Annotated in this window: 15 protein-coding genes; 7 read left to right on the forward strand and 8 right to left on the reverse strand. The window is 51.9% G+C overall.

The annotated features are described in order from the left end of the window. Positions 1-68: 68 nt before the first annotated feature. A complete protein-coding gene (locus KEM39_RS09105) occupies positions 69-875 on the reverse strand; it encodes a cytochrome C assembly family protein (protein ID WP_002221447.1) in 807 nt (268 codons plus the stop codon). Positions 876-1094: 219 nt separating this feature from the next. On the opposite strand from KEM39_RS09105, the gene ffh reads away from it, so the two are divergent. Then, positions 1095-2465 carry a signal recognition particle protein gene (gene ffh, locus KEM39_RS09110; RefSeq protein ID WP_211709868.1) on the forward strand — a complete coding sequence of 457 codons (1371 nt, stop codon included), beginning with the start codon at positions 1095-1097 and terminating at the stop codon, positions 2463-2465. Positions 2466-2722: 257 nt separating this feature from the next. After that, positions 2723-3178 (forward strand): four-helix bundle copper-binding protein, encoded by a 456-nt coding sequence (locus KEM39_RS09115; RefSeq protein WP_118997772.1) that lies wholly within the window; start codon positions 2723-2725, stop codon positions 3176-3178. A 54-nt stretch (positions 3179-3232) separates the two neighbouring features. On the opposite strand, the gene KEM39_RS09120 is transcribed toward KEM39_RS09115, so the two are convergent. Both KEM39_RS09120 and KEM39_RS09125 read right to left on the reverse strand, forming a co-directional pair. After that, complete coding sequence (locus KEM39_RS09120; protein WP_118997773.1) at positions 3233-3838, reverse strand: nitroreductase family protein; 606 nt, start codon at positions 3836-3838, stop codon at positions 3233-3235. Positions 3839-3886: 48 nt separating this feature from the next. Further along, the gene (locus tag KEM39_RS09125) at positions 3887-4285 is read right to left on the reverse strand and encodes a DoxX family protein (protein ID WP_025456876.1); all 399 of its coding nucleotides are present in this window, start codon (positions 4283-4285) and stop codon (positions 3887-3889) included. Between the two features lie 107 nt (positions 4286-4392). On the opposite strand from KEM39_RS09125, the gene KEM39_RS09130 reads away from it, so the two are divergent. Together KEM39_RS09130 and KEM39_RS09135 are read left to right on the forward strand one after the other, a co-directional pair. Then, positions 4393-5304, forward strand: coding sequence for a LysR family transcriptional regulator (locus tag KEM39_RS09130; RefSeq protein ID WP_114936001.1), 912 nt, complete (start codon positions 4393-4395; stop codon positions 5302-5304). Continuing rightward, positions 5294-6595, forward strand: a complete 1302-nt coding sequence (locus KEM39_RS09135) for a cryptochrome/photolyase family protein (RefSeq protein ID WP_211709870.1) — start codon at positions 5294-5296, stop codon at positions 6593-6595. Before KEM39_RS09130 ends, KEM39_RS09135 begins: the two co-directional genes overlap by 11 nt. 68 nt (positions 6596-6663) lie before the next feature. Here the strand turns inward: KEM39_RS09135 and KEM39_RS09140 are convergent, their stop codons facing one another. After that, positions 6664-6855 carry a hypothetical protein gene (locus tag KEM39_RS09140; protein WP_002226962.1) on the reverse strand — a complete coding sequence of 64 codons (192 nt, stop codon included), beginning with the start codon at positions 6853-6855 and terminating at the stop codon, positions 6664-6666. 134 nt (positions 6856-6989) lie between these two features. Between KEM39_RS09140 and dinG the strand changes: the two genes are divergently transcribed. Then, on the forward strand, positions 6990-9140 hold the full coding sequence (gene dinG, locus KEM39_RS09145) for an ATP-dependent DNA helicase DinG (RefSeq protein ID WP_211709871.1): 2151 nt from the start codon (positions 6990-6992) through the stop codon (positions 9138-9140). Between the two features lie 87 nt (positions 9141-9227). Here dinG and KEM39_RS09150 read toward each other — a convergent pair whose 3' ends face one another. Beyond that, on the reverse strand, positions 9228-10724 hold the full coding sequence (locus KEM39_RS09150; RefSeq protein WP_118997776.1) for a Sau3AI family type II restriction endonuclease: 1497 nt from the start codon (positions 10722-10724) through the stop codon (positions 9228-9230). Between the two features lie 113 nt (positions 10725-10837). On the opposite strand from KEM39_RS09150, the gene KEM39_RS09155 reads away from it, so the two are divergent. Together KEM39_RS09155 and KEM39_RS09160 are read left to right on the forward strand one after the other, a co-directional pair. Next, entirely contained in the window at positions 10838-12097 is a 1260-nt protein-coding gene (locus KEM39_RS09155) for a DNA (cytosine-5-)-methyltransferase (protein WP_118997777.1), read from the forward strand. Further along, positions 12094-12708: a tellurite resistance TerB family protein gene (locus KEM39_RS09160; protein ID WP_118997778.1), complete on the forward strand. Its 615-nt coding sequence runs from the start codon at positions 12094-12096 to the stop codon at positions 12706-12708. Before KEM39_RS09155 ends, KEM39_RS09160 begins: the two co-directional genes overlap by 4 nt. Before the next feature lie 160 nt (positions 12709-12868). Here KEM39_RS09160 and KEM39_RS09165 read toward each other — a convergent pair whose 3' ends face one another. From KEM39_RS09165 to KEM39_RS09175, 3 genes are all read right to left on the reverse strand, one after another. Next, on the reverse strand, positions 12869-14737 hold the full coding sequence (locus KEM39_RS09165) for an acyltransferase family protein (RefSeq protein WP_118997779.1): 1869 nt from the start codon (positions 14735-14737) through the stop codon (positions 12869-12871). An 80-nt stretch (positions 14738-14817) separates the two neighbouring features. Beyond that, positions 14818-16188, reverse strand: a complete 1371-nt coding sequence (gene purB, locus KEM39_RS09170; protein WP_118997780.1) for an adenylosuccinate lyase — start codon at positions 16186-16188, stop codon at positions 14818-14820. A gap of 71 nt (positions 16189-16259) precedes the next feature. After that, positions 16260-16892, reverse strand: coding sequence for a TIGR00730 family Rossman fold protein (locus tag KEM39_RS09175; protein ID WP_118997781.1), 633 nt, complete (start codon positions 16890-16892; stop codon positions 16260-16262). Positions 16893-16990 lie beyond the last annotated feature (98 nt).

Below are 16990 nucleotides of genomic sequence, written 5' to 3' on the forward strand. Positions count from 1 at the left end.
TGACTGGTGCGCCTTTGTGAATATGCCGTCTGAAACTCGGGGACTCAGACGGCATCTGTTGGCTCTTCTTATCTTTTCAGAATGATTTCCAATACGAACTTGCTGCCCATATAGGCAATCATAAGGCTGACAAATCCGATGATGGTCCACACGGCGGCTTTTTTGCCGCGCCATGCGGTCATGCTGTGCTTGAGCAGCAGTCCGCCGTAAATCAGCCATGACAATATGCCGAATACGGTTTTATGGGTAAAGGTCATGGGTTTGCCGAATACGGCTTCGGCGAAGAATGTGCCGCTGACGACGGAATAGGTCAGCAGGATGAAACCTGCCCACATGGCCTGGAACATGAGTTTTTCCAAACTGAGCAGCGACGGCAGGAATCCTGCGAGCTTGGAGAAGCTCCTGCGGTGCAGGCTCCGATTCAGCAGCAGGGTCAAAACGGACAATAATGTTGCGATGCCGAACAGCCCGTATGCGAGCAGCGAAGTTCCGATATGCAGCATAAAGGGAAGGTCGGTAATTTCATATCCCGAGAATTTTCCAGGAAAAACCAAACCTGACAGCAGCATCAGTGCGGCGCAAGGATACAGCAGCAACTGCACTCCGCGCAGCGGATAAAAAAAGCTGCCGGCAAAATAAATAAACAGCATCATCCAAACAATCAGGCTGCCGGAATACCCGAAGCCCATAATGATGATTTTGTCTTGAATGACCGGCATAAGCAGTGCCGCGCCGTGGACGGTCAATGCCGCGCCCAAAACCGGCAATTCCGTCTTCCACGGGTAATCCCGGCCGCGCCCCTGCTGTTGGCAGTGCCATGCAAATGCACCCAATCCTGCGTAAACCGCCGTCAAAAAGATGAAAACTGTCGGCATGGTGGACTTTCTCTATCTATACTGTTGCGCCGTATGCGGTCGCTTATGAAATATTGGAACTTTTAACGTTGGAATTGTAAAATCCCCGTTTCGGGCAAGCCTTGACGGATTTGCCGATATGCTGTCCGGCACACAAGCCGCATCAAATTATTTTGATTTTATTTTAACAAAGAATGCCCCTGATGGGGCAAGCTATTCTTATTCAGACCAAGGACCAGTATGTTAGACAATTTAACCAGCCGCTTCAGCACTGTCCTCAAAAACATCCGCGGGCAAGCCAAACTGACCGAAGACAATATTAAAGAAGCCTTGCGCGAGGTTCGTCTTGCCCTGCTGGAAGCCGACGTTGCATTGCCCGTCGTTAAAGAATTCGTCAACACAGTCAAAGAACAGGCCCTTGGCCAAGAAGTCGTCGGCAGCCTGACGCCTGACCAAGCCTTTATTGGTGTGGTCAACCAAGCCTTAGTCGAATTGATGGGCAAGGAAAACAAAACGCTGGATTTGTCGGTTTCACCGCCCGCCGTCGTGTTGATGGCGGGTTTGCAGGGTGCCGGTAAGACAACAACCGTCGGCAAACTCGCCCGCCTGCTGAAAAACGATCAGAAGAAAAAAGTCTTGGTGGTATCTGCCGACGTTTACCGCCCTGCCGCGATTGAACAGCTGCGCCTGTTGGCCGAACAGGTCGGCGTGGACTTTTTCCCATCCGATACCAACCAAAAACCGGTTGAGATTGCCACTGCCGCCGTTGATTACGCAAAAAAACATTTTTACGATGTATTGATGGTCGATACCGCCGGCCGTTTGGCAATCGATGAAGAGATGATGAACGAAATCAAAGCGCTTCATGCGGCGGTCAACCCGGTTGAAACTTTGTTCGTTATTGATGCCATGCTGGGTCAGGATGCGGTAAATACCGCGCAGGCATTTAATGAAGCCCTGCCGCTGACCGGTGTCGTATTGACCAAGATGGATGGTGACTCGCGCGGCGGTGCAGCATTGTCCGTACGCCATGTGACCGGAAAACCGATTAAATTTATCGGTGTCGGCGAGAAAATCAACGGCCTCGAACCTTTCCACCCCGACCGTCTTGCCAGCCGTATCCTCGGCATGGGCGACGTATTGACCCTGATTGAAGACGTTCAAAAAGGTATTGATGAAGAAGCCGCCGCCAAAATGGCGAAAAAGCTGCAAAAAGGCAAAGGCTTCGACCTCAATGACTTTAAAGAACAAATCCAACAGATGCGCAATATGGGCGGCTTGGAAAACCTGATGTCGAAAATGCCGGGCGAACTGGGCCAAATATCGAAACAAATCCCCGAAGGTACGGCTGAAAAAGCGATGGGCAAAGTAGAAGCTATCATCAACTCGATGACTCCAAAAGAACGCGCCAACCCTGCCCTGCTTAAAGCCAGCCGCAAACGCCGTATTGCAATGGGTGCGGGCACGACCGTGCAGGAAGTGAACAAATTGCTCAAACAGTTTGAACAAATGCAGCAGATGATGAAGATGTTCAGCGGGAAAGGCTTGGGCAACCTGATGCGTATGGCGAAAGGAATGAGGGGGATGAAAGGGATGTTCCCGGGTTTGTAAAGGTTGAAAACGGATGCCGTCTGAACCGATTTTCAGACGGCATTTTGTCTGCTACCATATCCGCGCGCCATCTTGCATCATTTTAAAACAGGGCGGCGCGCCTTTTCTTAAATTTCCGAATAGCCGAACTGCCTGTCCGTGCGACAATCCCGCACCGGCAAAATCAGTCGGTTGTTCAAAAAAGCCCCACGGTCGGGGCAGTATGCGGGGGAGTGCCTTGTGCCTGCCCTACTTTCTTAAACCATAAAGGAAACATTATGAACCGTCGTCAATTTTTGGGCAGCGCCGCTGCCGTCTCTCTGGCTTCCGCCGCCTCTTTCGCGCGTGCGCACGGACACGCCGACCACCATCATCACCACGATATGCAGCCTGCCGCCGCATCCGCCTACACCGCCGTCCGCCAAACTGCCGCACACTGTCTGGATGCCGGACAGGTTTGCCTGACACACTGCCTGTCCCTGCTTACCCAGGGCGACACGTCTATGTCCGACTGCGCGGTTGCCGTGCGCCAGATGCTTGCCTTATGCGGCGCGGTGCACGACCTTGCCGCACAAAATTCCCCTCTGACACGCGACGCGGCAAAAGTATGCCTCGAAGCATGCAAACAATGTTCCAAAGCCTGTAAAGAACACGCCGCCCACCATGCGGAATGCAAAGCCTGTTACGAGTCCTGCCTCGACTGTATCAAAGAATGCGAAAAACTCGTTGCCTGATACTGAAAAATGCCGTCTGAATCCTTTTCAGACGGCATTTTTTTGACCGAGAAATTATGCGCCGAACACTTTCAAACGTTCTGCAACGGGTTGGAACGTTTTTTCTCCGGCGGGTGCACCGATTCCCCCAACGACCATTTGTGCGCGCAACAACCAGTTTTCGGGGATATTCCACGCTTCGGCAATCGCCGCATCGGGCAACGGATTATAGTGTTGCAGGTTTGCACCTGCGCCGGCGGCGGCAAGTGTCGTCCAGACGGCATACTGTACCATAGCGTTTGCTTGGTCCGCCCAAACGGGAAAGTTGGCGGCATAGGCAGGGAACTGCTCCTGCAAACCTTTGACGACATTTTGATCTTCATAAAACAAAATAGTTGCCGCACCCGCCTTAAACAGCTTCAATTTTTGCGCGGTCGGTTCAAAACTGTCAGCAGGCACGACAGCACGCAGCGCGTCTTCGACAAATTGCCACACCTTATCATGCTCTTCGCCAAACAGCACGACCACGCGGGCAGATTGGGAATTAAACGAAGAAGGCGTGTGCAAAACGGCGTGTTCGACGATTTGGATGATTTCATCTTTGCCGACGGGCAGGTTTTTATTTAACGAATAAACGGAACGGCGGCTTTCCGCAGCCTGTTGCAGAGATTGACGGGTCATTTCTTTTCCTCAAAAACATTCAACAAAATACACTTTAGGCAGTCCGGTTCAGGCTTTACGCTTAAAAAACAGCCTGTCCAGCGACCATGCTCCGCCGCCCGCCGCCGCGATATAGAGGAATACGAAGCAGAACAGCACTGCGGACTCGCCGCCGTTGGCAATCGGGAACAAAGCATTTCCGGAAGCGTGCGCCATAAAATAGGCAACCGCCATCTGGCCGGACAAAACAAACGCGGCAGGGCGCGTAAACAAGCCCAACACCAGCAAAATGCCGCCGACAATTTCTAAAATACCGGCAAGCAGCATCAACCCTTCGGGCGAACCGCTGCCCATTTCAATGGGGAAGGCGAAGAATTTCGACGTACCGTGCAACAAAAACAGGTAGGCGGTTACGATACGCAAAACAGAAAGCAGAACAGGTTGGATACGGTTGCAGCAATTGGACATAAAAGCTCCTTTGATATTTGTCTTCATTTCAGGCGGCAGAGTATAGATGTTTCCCCTTTTCAAATATATACTGCTTTTATTGATACAACTTTTCCACACAAGAAAATATGGACACCCTGTTCAGCCTCAAGGTTTTCCGCCAAGTCATCCAAAGCGGCGGCTTCACCCGCGCCGCCGACGCGCTCGGCATCTCCACCGCAATGGCAAGCAAACACGTCAGCCACTTGGAAAACACCGTCCAAGCCAAACTCCTGCACCGCAACAGCCGCAACCTCAGCCTGACCGAAGCCGGGGAAGAATACTACCGGCAATGCAGTTACGCGCTCGACACGCTCGACGATGCCGCGCAAAAAGCCGCCGGGGGGACGGAAAAACCGCAGGGGCTGCTGCGCGTAACGATGCCGCTGTGGTTTGCCGGCAGCCTGATATGCAACTGGCTGGCGGAATACCGCGAACGTTATCCCGAAGTAACATTAGAACTGATTTTGGACAACCGCCACGTCGATTTGATTGCCGAAGGCGTGGATTTGGCGTTGCGCGTTTCCCAAACCCTGTCCCCGTCGCTGATTGCGCGCCCGCTGGCGGAAATCGAATTTGCCCTGCTCGCCTCGCCCGATTTCCTGAGGCGCAACGGCGTACCGGAAACGCCGGAAGAAGTGGCGGGGCTGCCCGCCGTCCTACCGACCTACACCAACCAGCAGAAACTCGACCTCACCCGCAAATCGGACGGCAAAAAATACCGGCTTGAGCTGACCCCCGTCATCCGTACCGACAACACGCTGATGATGCGCGAAATGATTAAGGCAGGCGCGTGCATCGGTTATCAGCCGCTTTGGGCGGCGGAACACGATTTGCGCTGCGGCACGCTGGTGAGGCTGCTGCCCGGATACGCCGTCCCGACCGACCGCCTGAACGCCGTTTATGCGGACAGGGCATTCTTAAGCGCGAAAGTCCGCAGCTTCATCGATTTTCTGAACGAAAAAATCGCCAGCAGGAAAGGCTGCCAAAATGCCGTCTGAAACCGCCCGCCCCCTTTATGCGGACACGCGCGCCGCGCGCACGCTCGTCTGGTTCCGCCAAAACCTCCGCATCCGCGACAACGCCGCCTTATGCGCCGCCGTTGCCGAAGGTTTGCCCATTATCGGCATTTGGATTGACGATGCCGAAACAGACAACCCTCGCCGCGCCGCGTTCTACCGCCAATCCGCCGCCGAACTCGCCCAAGGGCTTGCAGGGCGCGGCATTCCGTTCTACACGGCGGCATCGCCTGCCGGGCTTGTCCGGCTCGCCGTCCGCCTCAATATCCGCACCGTCATCGCCGACGAATCCCATACTTTTGCCGACAAACTCGCCGACAACGCCCTTTGGCATGAATTGGACAAACACGGCATCGCGTTAACCTTCGTCAATGACCGCGCCGTTTTCGGCAAAACCGACCTGATACCCGACGGCGGCACGGCACACACCGATTTCGACCGCTACTGCGAAGTATGGCTCGACCGCTTTTCCAAGCAGCCCCCCGCCGGTCCGGACCTATTCGCGGCATACCGCCAACCCTTCCCCGAAAACCTTTCCGCCCCGCCGCCTGCCGTGCTTTCAGACGGCATCTTCCTGCCGCAAAACGGCGGCGAAACGGCGGCTTGGCGGCAGTGGCGGCGGTTTCTCGAACAGGCGGGTTCCTACTCCGTTTTAAAGGATTTCCCTTCGCGCAAAAACACTTCGCTGATGGGTGCGTATTTGAGTGCCGGCTGCATCTCGCCGCGCCTGCTCGCGCGGAAAAGCCTCGAACGCCGTCTGAACGCGTGGACGGACAACATCATCCGCCGCGATTTTTTCCTTCAGCTTGCCTTGCAGCACGCGGATGACGGCCCTTCAGACGGCAATCCGGAACACACCCTGCGCCTGACGCTTTGGCAGCAGGGCCAGACCGGCATTCCGATTATCGATGCCGCGATGCGCTGTTTGCACAAAACCGGCAGCCTCCACCCCGCCCTGAGACGCTTGAGCGCGGATTTTTTCTGCCACGTTTTAAACCTCCCCCGCCGCGAAGGCGAGATATGGTTTGCCCGGCAGCTGACCGATTTCGATGCGGCCGTCAACCAAGGCAACTGGCGGCTTGCCGCCTCACGGCACACCTACCCCGACATTGCCGCCGCCGCACACAAGACCGACCCCGACGGCACCTTTGTCAGACGGCACATCCCCGAGCTTGCCCACCTGCCAGCGGCAGTCATCCATACCCCGTGGCGCGCCGCCGGCAGCATCGACACCCACGGCTATCCCGCCCATCCTGTCGCCGGTATTCCCTAAGCGGCACGGCAACCTAAAACAAATGCCGTCTGAACTTCCGTTTCAGACGGCATTTTTATACGGACTACTCAATATCTTCCGTTTTTTTCACTTTCAATAATCAGATATGCCCAAATCACCGCTACCCAAGCCGACACCGTTCCCATCGCCAGCAAAAAATGCTGCCAATCCGTCATCGGCGGCACAGGGCAACGGCCGCATTCGATTTCCGCGCCGCCCAACAACCGATACAGCAGCATATCCGCAATACAAAGCAACAACGGGTATTTCAAACGCTGCAACCAAAAAACCAACCACGTCCGCACGATTCACCTCACCCCCATTCCGACAACGATATTGTACCACTTCCGTGCAATGTTAAAATAAGCCCACTTCTACCGCCGTACAAAACGCCATGCTCACCGATTTAGAAAAAAACGCCATCCGCGACCATTACCAAAATATCGGCAAAAACCTGCCCGGTTTCCGTCCGCGCGCTTCGCAGCGGGAAATGATTGCGGCGGTTGCCAACGCTTTTTCGCGGACATTGACGCGCGAAGAAGGCGGCGAGCCGCCCAAGCGCGAAGGCGAGAGCATTGCCGTGATCGAAGGGCCGACCGGCGTGGGCAAATCGCTTGCCTACCTGCTTGCGGGCGGCATCATGGCGCAAACACGCGGCAAGCGGCTGATTGTGAGCAGCGCGACGGTTGCCTTGCAGGAGCAGTTGGTGGACCGCGACCTGCCGTTTCTGGTCGAAAAAAGCGGTTTGGAGCTGAGCTTCGCGCTTGCCAAAGGGCGCGGCCGCTATCTCTGCCCCTACAAACTCTACCAACTGACGCAAAACAACGCCCAGCAAAACCTGCTTGGTTTTGAAGCGCCGGAAGCGTTGTGGGACAGCAAGCCCAAGCCCGAAGAATTGAAGCTGCTGCGCGACATCGCCGATGAATTTTCCGCCCGACGGTTCAACGGCGACCGCGATGCCTGGCCGGAAAAAATCGATGACGCGATTTGGCTCAAAGTGACCAACGACCGCCACGGCTGCCTGAAAGCCGCCTGTCCCAACCGTCCGGAATGCCCGTTTTACCTGGCACGCGATGTCTTGGAAACCGTCGATGTCGTCGTTGCCAACCACGATCTTCTGCTTGCCGACATCAGTATGGGCGGCGGCGTGATTCTGCCTGCGCCCGAAAACAGTTTCTATTGCATAGACGAAGCGCACCACCTGCCCAAAAAAGCCCTCAGCCGTTTTGCCGCCGAACATTCATGGAATATTGCCGTTTGGACGCTGGAAAAACTGCCGCAGCTGACCGGCAAAATTGCCACGCTGACCGATAAAGCCGAACTTGCCAACCTTGCCGACGAAGCCGCCGCATCCTTGCTCGACAGCCTGCACGAATGGCAGTTCCATTTGGCGGAAGAGCCGTCTTTGAGCTTGGGGCCGTCTGAAAACGACAGGCGAACCAACAGCGAACCGACTTGGCTGTGGGAAGACGGCAAAATCCCCGAAGGCCTCGAAACCACCGTTTCCAACACCGCCGTTGCTGCGCGCAGCCTGCTCAAACACGTTATCGGGCTGAACGATGCGCTTTCTGCCGCGCGCCGCGAAAAAGAACAGGACGGCGCGCTCCTTGACCGCCTGACCGGCGAGTTCGGCCTTTTTATCGCCCGCATCGAACAAATCAGCGCGGTTTGGGATTTGCTCTCCACCGTCCCTCTCGAAGGCGAAGAGCCGCTGGCAAAATGGATAACCCGCCGCGCCGACGACAAAAACGACTATATTTTCAACGCCAGCCCCATCAGCAGCGCGTCCCACCTCGCCAACAGCCTGTGGCGGCGCGCGGCAGGCGCGGTGTTGACCTCCGCCACCCTGCAATCCTTGGGCAACTTTAACCTGATGCTGCGCCAAACCGGGCTGCAATGGCTGCCTGAAACCACCACCCTCGCCCTCAAAAGCCCCTTTGACTTTGAAAAACAGGGCGAACTCTACATCCCCCCCATATACGCCAGCCCCAAAGACCCCGAAGCACACACCGCCGCCGTCATCGAGTGGCTGCCCAAGCTTATTTCGCCCACCGAAGCCATCGGCACACTCGTCCTGTTTTCCTCGCGCAAACAAATGCAGGATGTCGCCCTGCGCCTGCCCGGAGACTACCTGCCGCTCCTGCTCGTACAAGGCGAATTGCCCAAAGCCGTCCTCCTGCAAAAACACCACCGGGCCATAGAAGAAGGCAAAGCCAGCATCATCTTCGGACTCGACAGCTTTGCCGAAGGACTCGACCTGCCCGGCACCGCCTGCGTGCAAGTCATCATCGCCAAGCTGCCGTTTGCGATGCCGGACAACCCCATCGAAAAAACCCAAAACCGCTGGATAGAACAGCGCGGCGGCAACCCCTTCATCGAAATCACCGTCCCCGAAGCCGGCATCAAACTCATCCAGGCCGTCGGCCGCCTCATCCGCACCGAACAAGACTACGGCCGCGTAACCATCCTCGACAACCGCGTCAAAACGCAACGCTACGGGCAGCAATTATTGGCCGGTCTGCCGCCGTTTAAAAGGATAGGGTAAAAAATGCCGTCTGAACACATCTTCAGACGGCATTCTCGGCAGATACGGCACGCCGAACTCGTTGCCATGACAGGCTCTACTCTTACACTAATCCCACTTGCCTTCCAAAACTTCTTTCAAGAATTTCTTGGTCATCCAAAATGAGTGTTTGGTAATTCTCAGTCCATTCGGTAATTCATCCGTATCAGATAATTTTCCTTTACCGACAAATTTTCCTTTTTCAATCTCATAGTAAGAATTGCTGGCATGGATTTTGGTAAAAATTACTTGATTTACCCGACTTTGTGGAAAATTGGTAGAAACACGGTTATTTTGGAAGGTGAGCTTCACACTATTTTTGATAATATTCCTCGTTTCCTGCCAAACTCGTTGCAATTCTTCTATTTGACTATCGGGAAATCCCCAAAATTTCATGGAATCCAATACAAATAATTTAGGCTCAATTTCCTTAAACACGACAAATAAAAATTGCTTACTGAAAATTTCCAAATAAGGTTGAGAATCCTCCCAATCGTCATTTTCAGACAATTCTTTAAATTGATAGGTTTTGAATGGCGAATCTTCTTTGGGCAACCCTTCTTTATCCACCCGAATTACCCGCAAATTCATATTTGCCTTCTGAAATTCCTGTGTTTTTTCAATATCACCCGTCAAGCCTAATATTTTTCGGATCAATATGCTGTTTTTCCCTTTAGCTTTCGGATTGACTTTAAATAATTTATAAAGCTCGCTCTCTGAACACCCTTTGTAAACAGAGATTCTTTCCTCGATTATTTTCGTAAAAGATTTTTCCTTACCTCGAGAGGTTTCCGTTATACTTTCGTCCTCCTGCCCTCCCTGGTTGAAAATTCTATTTCGGATAAGATTGGTCATGTAGCTAGCTTTCAATTCCCAAGCTCGCTGTTTCGCTAGTTCGTTACCAAACGGCTGTTTCCGAAAATCCTTTCCGTGCCCCTCCCCTTTGGTACAAGTTGATAAATATTTACCATCAGATTCAGATAACTGATGGGCGTTTCCATCCTTAATCTTTTTCGTAATCTTTTGATAATCTTCAAGAATGACAGCCATATCTTCTTCAAACCATTCGTACAGGAAGATTTTTTCGATACTGTAATCTTCCATAGTTTGTCCAGAAATCAGACCGTTATAAAACAGTAAAAGAAGGTTTTGGCACTTTTGCCAAAGATGGGTTTTGTAGAAATCATCCAAATTTTCTGTTTCATAATTCAAGATATTTAATACCAAGCGCTCCTTTGCACTGATTGTGCCATTTTTATTTATCTTAAAAGGAGTAACTTTCAACTCCACGCCTATTTTTTCAAAATCTGGTGTCGAATCGTTATTGGGCAGATAGCCGAAAAAGTATTTTTCAATGTAATTTCCGTACTGACCTTTAGACCTCATACTAATGGGTTTATCATCCATTGTTGAAACTGTCTTATTCACATAATCTTGATACGTTTTGTACGGAGATTTCCTATATTCTTCCATCAGCTCGGAAAACTTCCGATTAAGCAGCCGTTCGGAATACTCCAAAACGCTTTCAACTTTACTGTCGTCATAATCAAATAAGTCCTTGCTCATTTATTCCCCCGTTCTCTGTTGCGGCATAAAGCCTGTCCTAAATACTTTCAACTTGATCGATTTTTCGAAATGGTATATAGTCTTGGAAGAATAAAAAATCAAGGCAGAAAAAAATGAAAGTTCTTGAATTATTTGCCGGTGTCGGTGGTTTTCGAATCGGACTCGAAAATGCGAACAAAGACTTGTTTGAAACAAAATGGGCAAACCAATGGGAACCTTCCCGAAAATCTCAAGATGCTTTTGAGGTTTACGATTACCATTTCCCAAACAGCGAAAACATCAACATCAGCATCGCAGACATTACAAATGAAAAATTTTCCGAAATGGATGCCGATATGATTGTCGGAGGCTTTCCATGCCAAGACTATTCTGTTGCCCGCAGTAAAAAAAACGAGCAAGGAATCGAGGGGAAAAAAGGAGTTCTCTTTTGGGAAATCATCCGTGCCACCCGCATCATTCGCCCCAAATACCTCATTCTTGAAAATGTTGACCGATTGCTAAAAGCACCGTCTAAACAGCGGGGACGTGATTTTGCCATCATGCTGGCAGCCTTTGCCAATTTAGGCTACTCCGTTGAATGGCGGGTTATCAACGCAGCCGAATACGGACGCAGCCAACGCCGTCGCCGCGTTTTCTTTTTCGTTTACCGCAACGATACGGATTTTGCCAAGCAAATTGATAAGCAATGCGAGAATAAAGCCCCCGTCTTTGAAAAAAACAAGTACGATGACTACCTTTTTCATACTGGTCTGTTTGCAACACAATTTCCAGTCAAACCTGCACCTCTAAAGAACCGTCAGGTTTACCACAAACTAGCTGAAGATATTGTCGATATATCGGACAACTTTACTGGAACGGTTTGGAATACCGGCATCATGCGCCATGGAAAATACTATTCTGTCGACACTGAACCAGATTACGACGGCAAACCGATTACGCTGAGGGAAATCTTGCAAAATGAAGAGGATGTCCCAAAGAAATATTTCCTGACAGATTCTACAACACTAGAAAAATTCCAATACCTGCGAGGATCAAAAAAAATCGAGCGGATTTCTGCCGACGGTCATACCTATATCTACTCCGAAGGCGGTATGTCGCCTTATGACGACCTGAATCTTCCTGCGCGTACCATGTTGACCTCTGAAGGATCTGTCAACCGCTCCACCCACCTTCTAAAAGTGCATGACAAATATCGTCTTCTCACACCTATCGAAGCGGAGAGGCTGCAAGATTTTCCAGACAACTGGACAGCAAAGAAAAAACTAGCAGATGGCTCTATTGCCGATGTCTCGGACAAAATGCGTATGTTCTTTATGGGGAATGCCCTAGTAACCGAAATTGTTAGAAAAATTGGAGAGTTTATCAAATCATGAACTTCACCCGACTGCTCAACCAAGTCTTAAGCACGGTTCAAAAAAAAGGCAACACATTCTCCGACAGCCCGCTCAATTCATTCGGCGGAGGCGCGCCGGTTGCCGGTGCCGCGTCCATGCTGCTGAACGGTAAAAACCGCAAAACCATCACCAAAATTGGTTCGACCGCCGCTTTGGGCTACCTCGCCTACCGGGGCTATCAGATGTGGCAGCAAAACAAAGGGCGGGCAACCGTAACACAAAGCGATTTCCAACCTGCCGGAGAAACCGAAGAAACATACAGCCGCACCGTATTGCGCACCATGATAGCCGCCGCTGCTTCAGACGGCATGATAGACGAAGCCGAACGCCGGACTATCGAACAGGAAAGCGGCACAGACCCCGAAACTGCCGCATGGCTCGCCACCGAATACCGCCTTCCCGCAAGCATCGAAGACATCGCCGCCTCCGTCGGCAACGATGAGGCGCTGGCGGCGGAGGCCTATCTGGCGGCAAGACTGGTATGTGCCGATTTGTCGCGGAAAGAAACCGTCTTCCTCGCCCGCCTGTCGCAAGCTTTGGAACTGGATGACAATCTGGTGGAAAACTTGGAAAGGCAATTGGGGTTTTGATTAAAAATTCCCTCCCGCAGGGGAGGGAAAAGCATCAAGAGAACAGTTATTTTCAACCACTGTCTCTCAAAACGGCAAATGAGAACCGTCCACCGACCCGAACAGGAAACGGTACACGGCGGCATACGACGGCACAAACGATATCGGACGGCAAGGCAGGCTACTGCAATGCGTTGCCGTGTAAATGCTTGAGCAAGCTTTCATGTTTGTGGAATTCCCGCCCCATATAATAGGAACCGAATTCCGTCAGGTGATCCTGGTCGCTATAAAGATAATGGCCGTGTATTTCGACCGTGTTTTTAGGAAGGTATTTCTGTGCATCAACCCAATGCACATTGGGGATATCTTTAACCAAATCAAAGACCGCCTGATTGCTCTTTTCAATATTACCCATGGCTTGAATAGGTTGGAGATATTGGTTTATAGCAAATCTTTTCAATTTTTCCTCCCTCAAGGGCGAACGGCTGATTGATGCATTATTTGCAAAAACATAGACGGGTTTGACGGCAGCAATCCTTTTGACGGTTTCCCTGAATCGGGCTGGGAACCCGGGTATCAGGAAGGATTGCGCTTCAAATCTCGGTACAGGCTGGCCGCCCATCCTCAAATCATAGAATTGGGCAATGAAAACGGCTTCGGCTTTTTCAACTTCATCCCAGTATTTTCGACATAGCTGGCTGTCTGCCAATTTTGTATCCACCCAAACCAAACACTCCGAATCGAGGGACAGGATTTTAGCTTTCCACCCTTCCCGGCTGCCTACATAATCCAGAAAACCCCGCAAGTGTCCGGCGTGCGAATCGCCGAGGGTCAGGACGGTTTCCGGAAAATTATTTTCCGCAGCAACGGGCGTACCGGACGACGGACGGAGATGTTCCTCTTTCAATATACCCCTTGAATACAGGTTGTAACCGACAAGTATCAGGGACGGGACAAGATAGAGGCAGAACAGCGCCTTTTTAAAGGTCATCTTCCGCTTTCTAACAGGCTGCTCAATCAAATAATAGCTTAACAGGGAAAATCCGACCGTCAATGCAGCAACCACTGATATGGCAGGCAATCCAAGCTGCTTCGCACCTGTAATGTAATGTGCGAAGGAAATAAAAATCCAATGGTACAGGTATAGAGAATAAGAGATTTTGCCGACAAATACGATGGGGCTTACCGACAGGATGCGGGTCGGAAGTGTCCCGTATTGCGTACTCCGGATAAGCAGTGCCGCCAGCAGACAGGGAAGGAGCAAGGTAATTCCCGGGATAAACGGATCGTGTTTGTCAATCACGAACAGGCAGGCAAGCAATGCGCCGAAGCAGAGTAATGAAAGCAACTGCCGTTTTCCATTTTCTGTTTGCTGTTTGCCGTTTTCCGTTTGCCCGTAAACCGCCAGCAGGGAACCCACCAACAGCTCGGGAAACCTCAGTGTCGAAAGGTAATAAGTATTGGGTTGGTTGAGGATGTCGGTATAAAACCTGCTTGGTAAAAACGATGTGGCAGTCAGAATCAGAAACAGGATGATGCTGATGTTACGCAGCACCCGTAGCGATTTTGTTTTTTTGCAGCAGAATATCAGCAAAAGAGGATACAGGAGGTAATACTGTTCCTCTACTGCCAAAGACCAAATATGCAGTACGGGGTTCTCGTTGGCACTCAAATCGAAATACCCCAATCGGAACCCCAAATAAATATTGGACAAAAAAACCGTAGAAAGCTCTATGGTTTTCCGCATTTGGTTGAAATCTTCGTAAAGGAAGATTTGAGAGGCAATCACCGAAGCCAGCGACACGGCCGCAATAAAGGCAGGATAAATCCGCTTAATCCTGCGGGTATAAAAATCCCGGAAAGAAAAAGAACCGTTCTGTATTTCAGAAAGAATGATGCCGGTAATGAGGAATCCTGAGATGACAAAGAAAATGTCCACCCCCAGGAATCCTCCGGGCAGCCAGCGGTTATTCAGGTGGAAAATAATGACGGATAGCACGGCGACGGCCCGCAATCCGTCAATTTCAGGTCTGTATCGGACAGCTTGCATAAATATCGCCCCCGTATGTCCCGTTATCTTAAAAATGCCGTCTGAACGCACGTTCAGACGGCACCGATTTCAATAAACGCTCAAATCCGTTTCGCCAACGCTTCAGCCTTGCCCACATACAGTGCGGGGGTCAGCTCAAGCAATTTTGCTTTGGCTTCGGTAGGGATTTCCAACGATTCGATGAAGACTTTCAGCACTTCGGGCGTAATGCCGTCTTTACCGCGCGTCAGGTCTTTCAGCTTCTCGTAAGGATTGGCCACGCCGTAACGGCGCATTACAGTTTGAATCGGTTCGGCGAGCAGCTCCCAAGTAGCATCCAAATCGGCGGCCAGCGCGGCAGGGTTGGGTTCGAGCTTGTTCAGACCGCGCAGGTGGGCGGCGAAACCCAACACGGCATAGCCCACGCCCACGCCCATATTGCGCAATACGGTGCTGTCGGTCAGGTCGCGCTGCCAACGGGAAATCGGCAGTTTTTCGGACAAAAAGCCCAATACGGCGTTGGACATGCCGAGGTTGCCTTCGGAATTTTCAAAGTCGATGGGGTTGACTTTGTGCGGCATGGTGGAAGAACCGACTTCGCCTGCTTTGACTTTTTGTTTGAAGTAACCCAAAGAAATATAACCCCAAACGTCGCGGTTAAAGTCGATCAGGATGGTGTTAATGCGACTGAGGGTTTGGAAGAATTCAGCCATGTAGTCGTGCGGCTCGATTTGGATGGTGTAGGGATTGAAGGTCAAACCGAGGCCGATTTCGACGAAGTTGCGGCAGTGGGTTTCCCAATCGACGTCGGGATAGGCGACCATGTGGGCGTTGTAGTTGCCGACCGCGCCGTTGATTTTGCCGAGGAATTCTTGCGCTTGCAGGATTTTGAACTGACGTTGCAGACGGTACACGACATTGGCGGTTTCTTTGCCCAAAGTGGTCGGCGTGGCGGGCTGGCCGTGGGTGCGGCTCATCATCGGGACGGCGGCAAGGTCGTGCGCCATAGCGGTCAGCTTCTCGATGATTTCGGCAAGTTTGGGCAGCAAAACAGCCTCACGCGCTTCCTGCAGCATCAGGGCGTGGGACAGGTTGTTGATGTCTTCGCTGGTGCAGGCGAAGTGGATGAACTCGCTGGCAGCAGCGACTTCCGGCACTTCGGCAAAACGTTTTTTCAGCCAATATTCGATGGCTTTGACATCGTGATTGGTGGTGGCTTCGATGGCTTTGACGGCGGCCGCGTCTTCCAATGAAAAGTTTTCGATGACTTTGTCGATTTCGGCAAGCGTTTCGGCACTGAAGGGCGGCACTTCGGCAATCTTCGGCTCGGCGGCGAGGGCTTTGAGCCAGTTTAATTCGACTTTGACGCGCGCCTTCATCAGGCCGTACTCTGAGAAAATCGGGCGCAATGCTTCAACGGATTGGGCATAACGGCCGTCTAAAGGGGAAAGCGAGGCGATGGGGTTGATCATATCGGCATCCTGTTCGGAAAAGACATTAAAAATTGTTAAATTGTTTGCAATTATACATCACTCTCAGGACGCTATGCCGTCTGAAGCCCGTTTTCCGACAGATACGCAACGATTTCTTCTTCATCGTCCGATATGGCGAACAAAGAGGCTGCCCCTTCAGAAATCAGACCGCGCGCCAAAAGCTGCGCGTTTATCCACTCCGCCAGACCCGACCAAAATGCCTTTCCAACCAAAACGACCGGACGCGGCGGCACTTTGCCCGTCTGCACCAAGGTCAGGATTTCAAACAATTCGTCCAGCGTCCCGAAGCCGCCCGGCATCACGACATATGCTTGGGAATAGCGGAAAAACACCGCCTTGCGTTCGGCAAAACGGGAAAACCGCAAGGCGATGTCCTGATACGGATTCGGTTTCTGCTCGTGCGGCAAAACGATGTTCAGCCCTACCGAAACCGACTTCCCTGCAAACGCGCCCTTGTTTGCCGCCTCCATAATCCCCGGCCCGCCGCCCGAAATGACGGCGATGCCCGAATCCGACAGCCGCCGCGCCAGACGGCAGGCAAACGCATAATCCGTATGATTCTGCGGCGTGCGCGCGCTGCCGAAGATACTGACTGCCGGAAACACGCCTGCCAATGCTTCTTCCGCCTGCCTGCGTTCAGCATCATAACGCGCCTGCTCCGGCACACGGTTTACATTCTCCATTCCGTCCTCCGTTTAAAAACAACGATTGTATCCCGTCAAAAACGTATAGTGGATTAACAAAAATCAGGACAAGGCGACGAAGCCGCAGACAGTACAAA

It is taken from the genome of Neisseria sp. Marseille-Q1983 (assembly GCF_018224585.1).
Lineage (GTDB): Bacteria > Pseudomonadota > Gammaproteobacteria > Burkholderiales > Neisseriaceae > Neisseria > Neisseria polysaccharea.

Coding starts and splice junctions, on each gene's coding strand:
- KEM39_RS09120 (WP_118997773.1), bottom strand. CDS start 3,838: ATGACCCGTCAATCTCTGCAACAGGCTGCGGAAAGCCGCCGTTCCGTT.
- KEM39_RS09160 (WP_118997778.1), top strand. CDS start 12,094: ATGAACTTCACCCGACTGCTCAACCAAGTCTTAAGCACGGTTCAAAAA.
- KEM39_RS09125 (WP_025456876.1), bottom strand. CDS start 4,285: ATGTCCAATTGCTGCAACCGTATCCAACCTGTTCTGCTTTCTGTTTTG.
- KEM39_RS09105 (WP_002221447.1), bottom strand. CDS start 875: ATGCCGACAGTTTTCATCTTTTTGACGGCGGTTTACGCAGGATTGGGT.
- purB (WP_118997780.1), bottom strand. CDS start 16,188: ATGATCAACCCCATCGCCTCGCTTTCCCCTTTAGACGGCCGTTATGCC.
- KEM39_RS09155 (WP_118997777.1), top strand. CDS start 10,838: ATGAAAGTTCTTGAATTATTTGCCGGTGTCGGTGGTTTTCGAATCGGA.
- KEM39_RS09115 (WP_118997772.1), top strand. CDS start 2,723: ATGAACCGTCGTCAATTTTTGGGCAGCGCCGCTGCCGTCTCTCTGGCT.
- KEM39_RS09165 (WP_118997779.1), bottom strand. CDS start 14,737: ATGCAAGCTGTCCGATACAGACCTGAAATTGACGGATTGCGGGCCGTC.
- KEM39_RS09130 (WP_114936001.1), top strand. CDS start 4,393: ATGGACACCCTGTTCAGCCTCAAGGTTTTCCGCCAAGTCATCCAAAGC.
- ffh (WP_211709868.1), top strand. CDS start 1,095: ATGTTAGACAATTTAACCAGCCGCTTCAGCACTGTCCTCAAAAACATC.
- KEM39_RS09150 (WP_118997776.1), bottom strand. CDS start 10,724: ATGAGCAAGGACTTATTTGATTATGACGACAGTAAAGTTGAAAGCGTT.
- KEM39_RS09175 (WP_118997781.1), bottom strand. CDS start 16,892: ATGGAGAATGTAAACCGTGTGCCGGAGCAGGCGCGTTATGATGCTGAA.
- KEM39_RS09135 (WP_211709870.1), top strand. CDS start 5,294: ATGCCGTCTGAAACCGCCCGCCCCCTTTATGCGGACACGCGCGCCGCG.
- dinG (WP_211709871.1), top strand. CDS start 6,990: ATGCTCACCGATTTAGAAAAAAACGCCATCCGCGACCATTACCAAAAT.